Source organism: Agrobacterium sp. CNPSo 2736 (assembly GCF_004005385.1).
Taxonomy (GTDB): Bacteria; Pseudomonadota; Alphaproteobacteria; order Rhizobiales; family Rhizobiaceae; genus Agrobacterium; species Agrobacterium leguminum.
Genome location: NZ_RZTX01000023.1, coordinates 1 through 14,124, shown reverse-complemented (window position 1 = coordinate 14,124; position 14,124 = coordinate 1). Strand labels below are relative to the sequence as shown.

General features: G+C 60.1%; 12 protein-coding genes. 3 read left to right on the top strand and 9 right to left on the bottom strand.

Annotated elements, in window-relative coordinates:
* Window positions 1–171: 171 nt before the first annotated feature.
* The 9 genes from EM858_RS24925 to EM858_RS24885 form a co-directional block, all read right to left on the bottom strand.
* The gene (locus EM858_RS24925; RefSeq protein ID WP_127758320.1) at window positions 172–2,520 is read right to left on the bottom strand and encodes a polysaccharide biosynthesis tyrosine autokinase; all 2,349 of its coding nucleotides are present in this window, start codon (window positions 2,518–2,520) and stop codon (window positions 172–174) included.
* A 108-nt stretch (window positions 2,521–2,628) separates the two neighbouring features.
* On the bottom strand, window positions 2,629–3,534 hold the full coding sequence (locus EM858_RS24920; protein WP_026363575.1) for a UTP--glucose-1-phosphate uridylyltransferase: 906 nt from the start codon (window positions 3,532–3,534) through the stop codon (window positions 2,629–2,631).
* A gap of 67 nt (window positions 3,535–3,601) precedes the next feature.
* Window positions 3,602–4,597, bottom strand: a complete 996-nt coding sequence (locus EM858_RS24915) for a glycosyltransferase family 2 protein (RefSeq protein WP_127758319.1) — start codon at window positions 4,595–4,597, stop codon at window positions 3,602–3,604.
* On the bottom strand, window positions 4,597–5,541 hold the full coding sequence (locus EM858_RS24910) for a glycosyltransferase family 2 protein (RefSeq protein WP_127758318.1): 945 nt from the start codon (window positions 5,539–5,541) through the stop codon (window positions 4,597–4,599). The genes EM858_RS24915 and EM858_RS24910 overlap by 1 nt, the downstream gene beginning before the upstream one ends.
* Complete coding sequence (locus tag EM858_RS24905) at window positions 5,538–6,536, bottom strand: glycosyltransferase family 2 protein (protein ID WP_080819931.1); 999 nt, start codon at window positions 6,534–6,536, stop codon at window positions 5,538–5,540. The genes EM858_RS24910 and EM858_RS24905 overlap by 4 nt, the downstream gene beginning before the upstream one ends.
* Window positions 6,537–6,553: 17 nt before the next feature.
* Complete coding sequence (locus EM858_RS24900) at window positions 6,554–7,735, bottom strand: glycosyl transferase family 1 (RefSeq protein ID WP_127758317.1); 1,182 nt, start codon at window positions 7,733–7,735, stop codon at window positions 6,554–6,556.
* 62 nt (window positions 7,736–7,797) lie between these two features.
* Window positions 7,798–8,589 carry a glycoside hydrolase family 16 protein gene (locus tag EM858_RS24895; RefSeq protein WP_127758316.1) on the bottom strand — a complete coding sequence of 264 codons (792 nt, stop codon included), beginning with the start codon at window positions 8,587–8,589 and terminating at the stop codon, window positions 7,798–7,800.
* A 4-nt stretch (window positions 8,590–8,593) separates the two neighbouring features.
* Window positions 8,594–9,742 carry an acyltransferase gene (locus EM858_RS24890; RefSeq protein WP_127758315.1) on the bottom strand — a complete coding sequence of 383 codons (1,149 nt, stop codon included), beginning with the start codon at window positions 9,740–9,742 and terminating at the stop codon, window positions 8,594–8,596.
* Window positions 9,743–10,113: 371 nt separating this feature from the next.
* Complete coding sequence (locus tag EM858_RS24885; protein ID WP_127758314.1) at window positions 10,114–11,592, bottom strand: lipopolysaccharide biosynthesis protein; 1,479 nt, start codon at window positions 11,590–11,592, stop codon at window positions 10,114–10,116.
* 118 nt (window positions 11,593–11,710) lie between these two features.
* Here EM858_RS24885 and EM858_RS24880 point away from each other — a divergent pair, with 118 nt between their 5' ends.
* From EM858_RS24880 to EM858_RS24870, 3 genes are all read left to right on the top strand, one after another.
* Entirely contained in the window at window positions 11,711–12,676 is a 966-nt protein-coding gene (locus tag EM858_RS24880; RefSeq protein ID WP_127758313.1) for a glycosyltransferase family 2 protein, read from the top strand.
* A gap of 52 nt (window positions 12,677–12,728) precedes the next feature.
* Window positions 12,729–13,697, top strand: coding sequence for a polysaccharide pyruvyl transferase family protein (locus EM858_RS24875; RefSeq protein ID WP_127758312.1), 969 nt, complete (start codon window positions 12,729–12,731; stop codon window positions 13,695–13,697).
* A gap of 223 nt (window positions 13,698–13,920) precedes the next feature.
* Window positions 13,921–14,124, top strand: a 204-nt coding sequence (locus EM858_RS24870) for a helix-turn-helix domain-containing protein (protein ID WP_164865502.1), incomplete at its 3' end; no start/stop codon positions are given.

Here is a 14,124-nt window from a genome sequence, read left to right as displayed (position 1 = left end):
GGGGGAATTTGTGATTCTTCCGTCATGCCGGACTAGATCCGGCATCCAGCCGCCGCGCGTCTGCGCGGCGCCAAGACTTCTTTTCAGCCCAGGGACTTGGGCTGGCTGGACCCCGGCTCGGCAGCCGGGGTGACGGAGTGTGGATGCAACCGGCCTGTTAAATCTCCACCATTACGCATCTTCCTTTACCGGCGGCTTCGCGTCGCCGTAATAGGCCGAGAATTTCTCGTGATAATGCTCCGAACCGCCGGGGCCGGCATAACGCTGCAATTCCGTCATGTCGGTCTTGTTCAGCACGATGCCGAGCGTCTTGTTGGCGATCTGCGGTTCGTTGGCCATCAGGTTCTGCACCATCTGGATCGGCGTCTTGCCCCATTCGGTGACGAAGACGAAACCGTCCACCTGCGGCGCAAAGGCCTTGGCGTCGATCACGGGAACCACCGGTGCAAGGTCGACGATGATGTAGTCGCAGGCCTCGCGAGCGGAGTCGATGAATTTGCGCATGCCGGAGGAAGACAGCAGCTCGCTCGAATGGGCGAACTGGTTGCTGGTCGAAACCGGCAGGATGCCCATTTTCGTGCGCGTATCCACCTTCACCGCCTGCGTCCAAGGGATTTCGTCGAGGACGACCTCCACCAGACCGGCGGATTGCCGTGTCGTCAGCATGCGGCTGAGGCCGGGATTGCGGATATCCGCATCCACCACCAGCGTGCGCTTGCCGGTGGAGGCGATCAGTCCGGCGAGATTGAGCGCCACGACCGACTTGCCTTCGTTCGGCAGGCAGGAAATGACGCCGATGACCCGGCACTGGCGTTCCTGAATGACGACATCTGCCGTGAGTTTCACGTTGCGGAGCGTTTCCGCAAAGCTGGAGCGCGGGCTGTCGACGGCAAGGCGCAGCATTTTCTGGAACGAGACCTGTCCGCTTTCGTCAAGCGTGGCGTTCTCGCCGCCGGGGGTGGCGGCGCTGTTGCCCGCCTTGGCGTTTTCCACGCCCCTTTCACCGATGAAGGGCAGGTAACCGAGAAAACGCATGCGCAGATTGTCACGCACGTCGTTGCCGGTGTGGAAGAAACGATCCCGGAATTCGAGAAGCGCTGCGATACCGCCGCCGAGCATCAGGCCGAGAACGACCGAAAGCGCCATGGTCATGGTCTTTTTCGGGCTGGAAGGCGATGTCGGCAGGCCCGCTTCGGAGATGATGCGCGCCTTGGCGATGGGCAGCGACTGCTTCTGGGAAGCCTCCTCGAAGCGGCCGAGATAGGACTGGTAGAGGGTGCGCAGCGCCGTCGCCCGCTGCTCGAGTTCGCGCAGCTGGACCATGGTGATGTTGGCTTCGGAATTGCGGCCTGCCACCCGGTCGATATTGTCGCGCAGCGACTGTACGCGGGAATTTGTGACGTCGTATTCGTTCTTCAGGCTGCCGGTAAGCTGCTGCAGTTCCTGATAGATCTGTCGCGAAACCTCTTTCTTCTCGGCGTCCAGCGCAACCGCCTGCGGATGGTCGGCGCCGAATTGCTGGACGATGCCCTGCTGCCGGTCGGAAATGGTGATGTAGCGTTTGCGCAGATCCTGAATGACCGAATTATCGGTATCGCGGGCCGAAACGACGGCATTGTCGACGGCCGCATCCGGTCCCCGGTCGATGATCGATTTATACTGGTTGTAACGGGCAGAGGCCGTCGCGGCATCGGCCTGCGCGGCAATCAGCTGGCCGTTCAGGTCGGCAAGCTGGCCTTCGGACATCAGCTCGCCGCGCGAGGAGACGATGTTGTTGTCCGACTTGAATTTCTGTACCGCCAGTTCAGCCGCCTGGGCGCGCTGGTTCAGGTCCGTCATGCGTTCCTGCAACCATACCGAGGCGCGCTCGCTGGCGTCGAAATTGGCGTTCAGCTGTTCGGTGAGATAGGCCTGCGCATAGGTCTTGGCGATCTGCGCGGCAAGCTGGCGGTCGGTCGAGCGGGTGGAGATGGCGATGACCGAGCTGCGGCCGACACGTTCCACCGTCAGCGACTGCTGCAGCACGGCGGCGGCCTTTTCGCGGCGTCCGGCGCGGATTGCGGCTTCGGAGACCGGCGGATCGCCCGGCAGGACGAGATCGAGAATGCCGCGCACGGAGGATTTGACGAGCTCGACAGGCGACATCGGCGGATTGACGATGGTGTCGTTCTCATCGAGCTTGGCCTTGTCGACCACGGTCAACGCCATTTCCTTGGATTTCAAAATTTCCACGGCGCTGGCGATGCGGTTGTCGACGATCTGCGCGGCGGGCACCGGTGATTCCTCTTCCGCATAACGGGAAAGGCTTTCATCCAGCAGCACCTGCGTCATCGCGGTGTAAACGGGGGTCGCAAGCACCAGATAAAGGCCGGCCAGAACCACGGCGGCGATGACCGAAGCGGCAATGACATTGGCACGGCGCACCACGGCGGCCCACAGGCGGTCGAGGTCGATGAACGTGTCGGAATCCTTGCCGGACTCCGGAAAACCGATATTGGATTTAAAGGTCTTGTGGTGCATGGACCTACCTTGTGAATTAAAATGGTACGCGGGAAGCCGAACAAATGCTCGCCTTCCCGCCCCCCGTTATTGGTGCGCCGGCCGCCTCCCCCGGCGGCGCGATTAAAGTCAGGCCGCCTGGACGCGGCTTTCGTGGTTCGCAACCAGTTCCTTCACCGAAGCGAGAACCTGAGCTTCCATGTCGGCGCGCAGCAGCGAGAAGGCGACGTTGGCGGCGATGAAGCCCTGCTTGCTGCCGCAGTCGAAGGTGCGACCGCTATATTTCTGCGCATGGAAAGACTGCTTTTCGGCAAGCCGCTTCATGCCGTCGGTCAGCTGGATTTCATTGCCCGCGCCGCGCTCCTGCTTGGCGAGAATATCGAAGATTTCCGGCTGCAGGATATAACGGCCATTCAGGTAATAATTCGAAGGCGCCTTGGATGGTTCCGGCTTTTCGACCATTTCGGTGACGGCGAAGCCATGATTGACCTTCTGGCCGACGCCGACGACGCCATAGGACGAGACTTCTTCCGGCAGGCATTCCTCGACACCGAGAATATTGCCGCCGACTTCGTCATAAAGCTCCATCAGGCCAGCGATGCAGCCGCGTGCGCCGTAGGAAACCATGTCAGGCAGAAGCAGCGCGAAAGGCTCCTTGCCCACCAGTTCGCGCGCGCACCAGACGGCGTGGCCGAGACCGAGCGGCACCTGCTGGCGCGTATAGCTGACAGTGCCGGCAACCGGCAGCATCTTTTCAAGCTGCAGCACCTGCACGGTCTTGCCGGAGCGGGTGAGCGTGTTGATGAGTTCCGGCGCGCTGTCGAAATAGTCTTCGATGGCGGTCTTGTTGCGGCTCGTCACGAAAATAATATGCTCGATACCGGCCTGCATGGCCTCGTCAACGGCATACTGCACGACCGGACGGTCGACAATCGTCAGCATTTCCTTTGGCATCGCCTTGGTGGCGGGCAAAAACCGCGTGCCGTTGCCAGCTACGGGAATGACGGCTTTTCTGACAGTTTTGTTCAGGTCCATCGCGTTCTCCTTCATCAAGGTTTGATCTGTCCCCAGTCCCCGCGCAGATTTCGTCCACGCGTCAATTTCACGAAATCTGTCTTTTCACCCCTGTATTCGCCGCAGGCGCAAACATGGCGTCCCGCAGTCTCCTCAGCCGCACTGCAATGGGCATTCTTAAGTGCCCCAGCACGGCAGGATCCCTTATCGTGGTCTTCAAGGCGCCGAGTACCGAGCGGCTCTTGATGTTTTCCACCAATGTCAAAAAATTATGCGCCAGCCGCAGGCTGCGGGCTCTCGCCTGCTGCGCATCCATGGCGGCGGGCAGCAAAGTGTAATGGCTCAGGAATTCCTGATCCGCCCGCATCATCGCTTCGACGTGATGAAGTTCGAGCACGCGCGAAATCGAGCCTTCGCGGATATTGTAGATGTAACCCGGTTTGGGTTCGATGACGCAGAGACCACCGGCGGCGAGCGCCGAGGCGAGCAGGATATAATCCTCGCCGATGCGGATATCCTCGCGGAAGCGCAGTCCCTCGCCATTGAGGAAATCGCGCCGGAACATCGGTTTCATATAGCCGAAATTGAAGGTGGCGCGGAACAGGATGTTGGAGGAAATGAAGTCCTCCAGCGTGAGAACCGGCCGTTCCTCCAGAAACTCTTCCGGAAACATCGTCTCCATCGGCCTGCCGTCGGTATAGACGACATCGAGATTATCGACCGCAATCGCCGCGTTGGCGGCTTCCGCCCGGCACATCATGCAGGCGGAGCGTTCCGGGCGAATGACATCGTCGGAATCGAGCACGGCGATCCAGCGTCCTGTCGCGGCTTCGATGCCGGCATTGCGCGCACCGCCAGGACCGAGATTTTCGGCAAGAGCAAGCAGGCGGACGCGCGGATCGATGATGGCGATACCTTCCACGAGCGCAATGGTGTCATCTGCGGAGCGGTCGTCGACGACGATAACCTCCAGCGTCACACCCTTCTGGTCGAGTGCGCTTTGAACGGCGGCTTCGATCGTATCGGCGGCATTATAGGCGGCGATAACGAAGCTGATATCGGGCGGCGAGGCAAGGTTTTCCATCAGGTCGCCTCCACCGCGCCATACTGGCGGATTTCACGCACGCCGAAGGCGCCGCTCATCGAGCCCATATGCAGCGCGCCGCGCAGCGCATAACGGTTGCGGCGAACAGCGTTAAAGCCGTTCAATGCGGCGAAGACGGCGCAATAAAGCACTTTCGAACCTGCCTTCAGCACCTGCACCACGCGGCGTATACCGGGTTTCCTGTCCGCCAGCACGCGGCCGTGGGTCTGGCCGGAGCGGAAGCGGCGTTTGGCAAGCCACATGAAGCTTGCGCGATTTTCCGGCACCGGTTCGGACAGCATGGCATCTTCCGCAAAAACGATGCGGCCGCCGGCGGCGTGAAGATGCGAGAAGAAATGGGTGTCTTCGCCGCCGCTCTGGCCGAGCGCCAGCGCGAAGCGCCGGCCCTTCACCGAGGGCGCATCCATCTTGAGCAATGTGTTGCAGGTATAGCCGGTGATGATCTCGCCATTGACCCAGACCGGAACGGTCGAGTGGAAATCGCCGCGTTTCATCCAGCCCGGCGCATTGTCCCGGTAAACCGCCGTAACGGGGCCGAGAACGGCTTCCGCGCCGGTCTCGTCGGCCTTTTCCAGAAGGGCGGAGAGCCAGTGCGGCGGGGCGGTCTCGTCATCGTCGATGAAGGCCAGATAATCCGCCCTGCATTCCGACAGGCAGGCATTGCGGGCAATCGAAATATTCGATTTCGGGCAATGCACATAGGTAATCTCGAAGGGTGCTGTTTCCCGCAGGCGGTCCACACTGGCCTTGGCGCTCGGCTCCTCGTCATTATCCGCAACGATCAGCCGAACTTTCACGCCTTCCGGCACGTCCAGCTCGAAGAGTGACAGAAGTGTGGCGACGAGCGCGGGGCGTCTGTAGGTGCAGATGCCGATATCGACGGTTTTCGAATCATCGGTGCGGGTGACGGTGTTGTCGGTCATGAGACAGCCTTTCTTCCCCGGAATTTCAGGAGTTCCAGCCAGAAGCCGGTGGACCAGGCCAGATGCATCACCATTGCCGAAAAGGCGGCGAGCGGGCCGTATGGGTTTTTCTGACCTATTGCCATCCACAAGCCATAACCCACACATGCGGCGATCCAGAGGCCGAGCGGAATAAGTGCCGCCCAATGCACAAGCGACAGCAGCGCGAGGATGAAAACCGGCAGCACGGCGAGCGGGATCATCTGGCGGATTTTCGGGATGGAGCGATGTTTCAGGAGGTTCTTCGCCCGGCCGCGGCCATAGGCGAGATATTGCCTGAACAGCGGCATGACGCTCGCGCGCGGATAATAGGTCATGCGGGTCTTGTCGGTCATCCAGATGCGGAAACCGGATTTGCGCAGCCGGAAATCCAGTTCGGCATCCTCATTATGGCTGAAGCTCTCATCATAACCGCCGACCGCGTCGAAAGCGGCGATCCGCATCAGCGCGTGGTGGCCATGGTCGATCCAGTGGCCTTTCGCGCCTTCGCGGTGCTTGGAGCCGCCATTGCCGAGCTTGGAATTCTGGGCGATGGCCGTCGCCTTCTGAAACAGACCGTGGCCGACCGTATCCATGGCGACGACGACGGAATCCGCACCGATGCGCTCGGCATCCTCGATCAGCCGCTGGCAATAATCATCGGGATAATCGCCATGGGCGTCGATGCGGATGAGGTAATCGAAATCCTCGCCGAAGGTGGCGACGGCAAGGTTGATGCCAGCGCTCTGGATGCGCTTCGGATTGGGAAGAAGCGTCACGCGGTCATCCGTCGCCGCAAAGGCGGTCACGATATCGCGGGTTCCGTCCGTGCTGCCGCCATCGGCAACCACGATGCGGAAAAGACGCCCCTGCATCGCGCCGGTGAATTTGACAAGCAGCCCCTCGATCGTCTTCGCCTCATTGAGGCAGGGAATGACGATCAGCGTTCTGATGCCGGAATGACCAAGACCTTCCATGATTTGCCCCCTACGCACTACACGGGTGAAAACTGCGCTTCGCGGGCATGGCCGGAAGCGGATTTGGCGAGAGAGGACAAGTGCTGCACCAGCTGACGGCAATCGTCGCGGTCCGTCAGCCATTGTTTCCTGTCGAGCGCCGAGAGGGTGTTGAAGGCGTCCGCATAGGTTTGCGGGTTCATCCAGTTAAACAGCGCGGTGAGATCCTCAGCGCCGGCATGCTGCAGGACGAAGCCGATATCGCGCTTTTCGATGAAGCGTGCGGTTTCCGTGCCGGCCAGCGCAATCGGCAGGGTGCCATAAAGGCAGCCTTCGTAAAGCCTGTTGGGCAGCAGCCAGCTGGAATTCTGGCCTTCCTCGAAAAAGTCGATCGCCCAGGTGAACTGCACCTCGTTATAGATCGCGGCAAGGTCTTCGGGGTTCTTGTAAGGCCCATGGAAATGGACATGCGGAGCGGCAGCCACGAAGCCGTCGAAATCTGAAAATTCCGAATAGGCCGGCCGGCCGCGCAGGATGATTTCGACCTTGCCCTCCATGCGCTTCGCGAATTCGGCAAGTATTTCCAGCGACTTCCGGCAGCGAAGCGCGCCGAACCAGCCGATTTTCCAAGGTTCGCCGGGGGCGGGTGCGCGTGGCTGCGGCGTGGCGGCAACGGTGGCGTCGAGCGCCAGCACCTTGTTTTCCTGCAGCAGGACGGGAAGGTCGAGGCCCGACACGGGCTTGAAATAATGCTCCACGAAGGCCGGAGAGCTGGTGATAAGCAGCTTGGCGTCGCGTGCGAAATAACGCTGCGCGGCATTCAGCAGCTGTCCGGGCTTGCCCGTATTGAGAAGCAGGCGGTGAATGTCGAGACATTCATAAACCAGCGCCGGCTGCCCGGCATAGATCGACATGGCCCGCTTTGCCAGCGCCAGCATTTCCAGATTTCTGGCAAGAATGACATCAGGGGCGGGGATGCGGCTCAATGTCTTGCCGAGCGAAAGGCTGGCTTTCGCCACCGCCGCCATGCGCTGCAGAAACTGGCCGTCGGCGGTTTCTCCGAGCACGACGGGTACGACGCCTTCGATCTCCGCCAATCGGTTCTGTCCGCGCCGGAAGCCCGCCAGCGTCACCCGCGCCCCACCCGCAAGCAGGGTCAGCACCCGCCGGCGAATGGCGGGGTCCGACAGATCATGCGCGAGATATAGAACATGGGTCATGCAAGGGTCCGGTTGGTTCATGCGTCAGAGACGCCGCGGATGACGGTTTGGTTCAAAAAAAATCAGTTGAGGGCGCAGGCAATGGATTCCGGGAACTGGCATTTGTCGCCGAGCGCCGTGAAGGCAAACCGGTCAACGATCATCTGCGTTGCGCCGGAATAGGAAAAGGCGCCCATCCAGTCCTTCAGCGTGTCGGTGCCCCACAGGCTGAAGAAAATCTTCTGGGCATTCTGAGGGATTTTCGACTCGTCGGTCACTTCATGGACGAGCTTGCCGTTGACGTAATAACGCAGGCGCTGCGGCTCCCAGACGAAGGCGTAATCGTTGAAGCCGGCATCGGCTCCGCCTTCCACCGGCACCAGCTTCTCATTGCCGCCCTTGGCGGAAATATACTGGTTCAGCTGCACCTTGCCGGTGTTCTTGCCCAGAACCTCGAAGTCGATTTCATCGTGCGGCTTCTTGTCGGTCGGGCCGATGTAGGTGAAGAAGGCGGAGTTCAGGCCCGAGCCGGTGGCGGCCTTCATGCGTGCTTCATAGGTGCCATAGCGATAACGCCCCTTGGTCTGGATTTCACCGCAGGCGAATTTGCGGTCTCCGGCCTTGGCTTCTTCGAAACCGAGTGTCAGCTGGCCGTTTTCCACCGTCGCCAGCTTCTTCGACCAGGTGCAGTTCTGATGCGCGCCGTTGTTCCAGCCATCGGAGACGTACCAGAAGCTTCTGTCCATCTGGTCGAAGTTCTCGATGAAGGATGCGCCATTGCCTTCCTGCGCCTGGCCCGGCGTCGCGAAGGGAGCGGCCAGAAGGGCCGCGGCGAGAAGAATGCGTGTCTGAACGCGGGTGACAAATGTTGTCATTGGTTCACCTCTGTCGTTGCGAATAAAGCGTTTCGGATGTCGGCGGGCCGATCATGGCGGCCCGTTTTGCCGCAAAGTCGGCCTTCGTCTTGCCTTTGCCGCTGCGGCTTCCGGTCAGCACGGCATAGACGGCCGGCAGATATTTGCGGGTCTGGGCATTGCTGATCACCAGAATGACGAAGGCGGAAAGCGTGGCGCTGATATAAAAAGCAGGGTAGAAATCCGGCCCGCCCTTGTTCCACACCATCCACATGATGACGAGGAGCGGATAATGGGCGCAAAAAATCCAGAAGCTCAGGCTGCCGGTTTCGGCAAGCCGCTGGCCAAGCCGGCTGCGGATCAACAGGGCGGAAGATGCCCAGAAACCGAGCGCGCCGAAGACGGCCAGCAGATTGCGCGACATGTTGAGCCAGAAGGTGAATTCCGGGCCGGTGAAATAAAGTCCCGTCGCCAATATGGCAGAGGCGGCAAAGGTCAGCGCCATGATCGGCACGGCATAGGGGTCGAGCGCCTTGACGTCGACGCGGTGGAGCGCGAGCGCAATGCCGAGCGAGAAGCTGAAAAGAATGGATTTCTTCTGGACGATGAAAATCGTCAGGTCAGGCATGGCGGTGATGAAGAGCAGGATGGCGAGCGTCGGCAGGGCGAAGCGGCGCATCAGAAAGGCGAGCACCGGCGACAGCAGGATGCAGACGAAGAGGTCGCGCAGGAAATAAAGCGGCACATTCACCGGCAGCTCCTCAAGCGCCGTTCCGTGGCTGATGATTTCACGCGGGCTGGCGTTCCACAGATCGGGGAAATACCCCACGCCGACATCGAAGAGCTGGATCAGCAATATGGCCGCAAACAGCGCGCCATTCCACAGAAGGAAAGGCAGCAGCACGGTTTTCGACTTGGAACGGATCGTCGCCGGATAATCGAAACCGCTCATGCCGCGGCGAAACAGCAGATAGCCGGAAATGGCGCTGAGACAGGGCACGCCGATGCGAAACAGCGCATCGCCCAGAAAAACCCGCAGCCAGTCGAAGAAGCCGTAAAGGCCGAGAAAAGGGCTGGTTTCGGCATCGTGCGGCACATGGACGAACACGATCCCGGAGATCAGCAATATGCGCATCAAATTGATACGGGAGGATAGGTTCTGATCGACAGTCACATCAGTCACCCCTATTGGGCGGCGTCCACCCACGCCGCGTTGCAACCAGAGCGAACTTAAGCCCGCACTGGAAAGTCTGGTTTCGACTTTGGGATAAAATGTGGCGACGCGGGAAAAACACAAGATTAGATTTTGCGGGTGAATGTCTGGCGTTAACGCCATTCCGGCGGCTATAAAAAATCAAACAATTGAAATTGCTTTATTTTATACAAATTCCCGCATCGTTAAAAATCGCTGAAGCGTGCGAAATTGTCATTTGTCGTGATGTTGCGCTGCAAAAAGCGTGCCTGCACGCCCTTGCCGCGGCGAATGAAATCACCGCGGAAAAGCCGGTTCACGGCGGAAATGAGGCGCGTTTTTTTTTGAATTTCCTAACCCTGGGTTGCGGTATCGCGCATCCGCCGCGACTTTACCATCCCCAGGATTTTCCCCAGCAGCGCCCGTTCGGTCAGCAGGATCAGCACCGCATAGATGAGCCCGCCGACGGCAGCGCCGATGAGGACCTGAAGCGTGGCATTGGGAACGCGCTCAGCCAGAAGGTGAAGCAGATAACGTACCGAAACGGCCATCACCAGCGCCGCGATCATCGGCCGGCTGCTGACATAGAGGCCACGGAAAAATGGCGTGTCGCTTGCCTTGAACACGGCCCATGAATAGGCGACCAGCGTTACCGCATTGACGATGCAGAGCCACACCATCGCGTCGATCAGGGTGCCATAAAGCGCGGCAAGCCAGACCGCGACGGTGGTGACGATGGCGCGGATCGTTGCCGACCAGAACAGCACGCGGCCGTAACCTGCTCCCTTCAGATAGGGGATGAAGGTGCTGCATGGCGTCAGAATGGCCTTCGACAGGGCGAGCAGACCGAGGACCGGCCAGGCATAGGCCCAGTTCTGCCCGAAGATGACAAGCATGGCCGGCTCCGCCACGGCCCAGAGGCCGAACATCATCGGTGCCAGGAGCACGGTCAGCACCTGCGTACTGAACATCAGCGCATCGCGCCGGCGTTGCGGGTCGTCCATCATGCGGCTGAAGGCGGGAAACAGGACACCCATGACGGCCGATAGAACCACCTGATTGGGAATGCTGGCAAAGCGGTTGGAGGCGGAATAGGCGCCGGCATCCGCCAGCCCAAGATGCCGGGCAATGACCACCATCGGCGACTGAAAGGTAACGAAATTGGCGATTTCCGAGCCCATCAGCCCCGAGCTGAAGCCGAGAAGCGGCACCAGCCGGCGCGGTTTCATGACGAAGCGCGGGCAATAGCGCGAAACGGCATAAAGCCCGACAAGCCGGATGAGGGCTGCGGCAAAAAGCTGGATGATCAGCGCCCAGACGCCGAAGCCCATGAAGGCGAGCGCGACCGCGACGATGGCCGCGATGCTTTCCGACGCCATGCTCCAAAGCGCATCCTTGCTGAAATTCATGCGCCGGGCGAGCAGTGAATAGGCGACATCGCCGGCAAGCTGCAGCGGAATGAGGAAGGCCATGATGCGCAACAGGTAAGCGCTTTCCACCGCGCCCAGCAGCCCGCCGAAAAATTCCGCGAAGATGTAGAGGACGGCGGCCATGGTACAGGAGATGGCGAGATTGGCCCAGAAGACGGTATGGATCGTTTCCATATCCTCTTCCTTTTCGACGATGAGCGCGGAGGTGAGCCCCGCGCCGGCGATCATCGTCAGAAACTGTACAACCGTTAGTCCTACCGCAACCACCCCGAATTCCTCCGGGGAGAGCAGTCTTGCGAGAATTGGGACCGTGACAAATTTAAGCCCGAATGTCCCTGTTTTTGATAAAACGCTCCAGCCGACATTCGTGGTGATGGTCTTTACATTTGGCGCTGGGGGCATACAAGCATCCTGTTTCTGGAGGCCGGCGGGAGGAAAGCCGGTTGGGAGTTGCCGATACCATCGGGGCCGCTTTTAGGATCGGGCCCGACACTTCTTGATCAACGCAAGGGGCGAAACAATGGCAAGATTTACTGTCGTCATTCCCTACTACCAAAAGCAGCACGGTGTCTTGGGACGTGCACTCGCATCGGTTTTTGCGCAGACTTACCAGGATTTCGATCTTGTCATCGTCGATGACGAATCGCCATACCCGATCGATCAGGAACTTGCGGAACTTTCGCAGGGTGAGAAAGACCGGATTCTCGTCATTAAGCAGGCCAATGCCGGCCCGGGCGGCGCCCGCAACACCGGTCTGGACAATGTGCCTGACGGCACCGACTATGTCGCCTTTCTTGATTCCGACGACATCTGGACACCCGATCATCTGCAGAATGCGGCCTTTGCGCTTCAGACCTATGGCGGCGAGTGCTACTGGGCATCCATGCAGGCAAGTGACGAATTTTATTATCATTTCGCCATTTCCGAACTGGAGAAGAATGAGGGTGCGGCACGGCTTTCCGAGAAGCCGCTGCTGATCGAACTGCCGGATCTGGCAAGTGTGATGCTGCGCAACTGGAGCTTCCTGCATCTCTCCTGCATGGTGATCGGCCGTCCCCTTTTTGAAAAGATCCGCTTCGACCCGGCGCTTCGTCTGGCGGCGGAAGACGTGCTGTTTTTCTGCGATTCCATCCTCGCATCGAAGCGCACGCTTCTCTGTGACGACGCCGGCGCGATGCGCGGCATGGGCGTCAATATCTTCCACAGCATCGACAATACCTCGCCGGAATTCCTGCGCCAGCAGTTCAATACCTGGGTGGCGCTCGATACGCTGGAGGGGCGTTTTTCACGCCGGCCGGACGATGTCGCCTCCATCGCTTCCTATAAAAACACGGCGCGCAAACAGGCGCTGTGGAGCCAGGCGGGCAATCTGAAACGGCGCAAGGCGCCCGAATTCGGGCTGCTCCTGAAATGGGCGATGCGCGATCCGGCACTGCTGCGCGCCGCGTTTGAACTCGGTGCTGGAAAAATCGTCCGCTCCAGATGAGCGAATTCTCGCCCGCAAGAATTTATATGTTTTTTCACCCAGGAGTGACCTCATGAAACCTTACCACTGGGAATCTCATCACGGAAATTTCGGTGACGATCTCAACCTGTGGCTGTGGGATTTTCTGCTTCCGGGCCTGCGCGATGTGCATGACGACGTCATGCTCGTCGGCGTCGGCACCGTGCTGAACGACGTTCTTTTGCCCGCAAAGCAGCGCAAGCTGGTGATCGGCAGCGGTTATGGTTATGGCGCGGTGCCGGATACCAGCACCGAGTTCTGGGATATTCGCTGCGTGCGCGGCGAAAAAACCGCCGCCAAGCTGGGGCTCGCGCCCGAAAAGGGCATTGTCGACCCGGCCGTCATGGTCACCGAGATGCCTGATTTCAAAGGCCTGCCGAAGCTCTACAAGAAGACCTTCGTTCCGCACTGGGAATCGGCGGAATTCGGCATGTGGGAAACCGTCTGCGAACCGGCGGGACTGACCTATCTCGACCCGCGCGGCGAGGCGAAAGCGGTGATCCGCGCCATCGCCCAGTCGGAATTCATCGTTGCCGAATCCATGCATGGCGCAATCCTTGCCGATGCCTTCCGCGTGCCATGGGTCGCGGTCAGCACCTCGCCGTCGATCAACAGCTTCAAATGGAGCGACTGGGCTGGCAGCGTGGGTGTCGAATATCAGCCGCGATACGTGCCGGTTTCGACCCGCGCCGAGGCGGCGAAAAAGGGCTCGCGCTTCTGGGGCATGAGCTTCCCGCCGCCGCCCGGCCCGATCATTGCCGAGGCCGGTTCCGTTCCGGCGCATGCGGGGCCGGCGCATGAGGGTGACGTGCTGGTGCGGCCGCAGGAAACGCAGTCCCGGTCGTTGCGCAAATTGGCCAAGCAGGTGCTGGCCGCGCCTTCCACGCTGGCGCTCTGGCAGGCAAGCCGCGCGGAGCCGCGTCTCAGCCCGGATGGCCGGCTGGAAGAGCGCAAGGAGCGCTTTGCCGCCGTTCTGGAAACGGTGAAGCGGGATTATCTCTGAGGGTGAAGAGTGATGCGGCAGAGAATTTTCTGCCGCCTTCGCTTGAGTATGCCATCCTCTAGGGTCTCTATCGTCATGCTCGGGCTTGTCCCGAGCATCTGCAACCGACCGATCATACGATACGTGAGTAGATCCTCGGGACAAGTGTGCAGCCCTGATACATAGTTGACAGATGTTCGGAGACATCCCTGACAACTTTGCCTTTGTGGCAGAGGAGGTCGGGATGGCTTGGCGGGAGTTGTCTGTCGTGGATCAGCGACGAGAATTTGTGATGCTTGCGTTGCTGGAAGGGGCCACTATTTCGGCTTTGTGCAAGCGTTTCGGCATCAGTCGGCAGACGGGTTATGTCTGGCTGCGGCGGGCGCAGGCGGGAGACGCCTTGCTGGATCGCTCCCGCCGTCCGCATTCGAGCCCTCGGCGAACATCC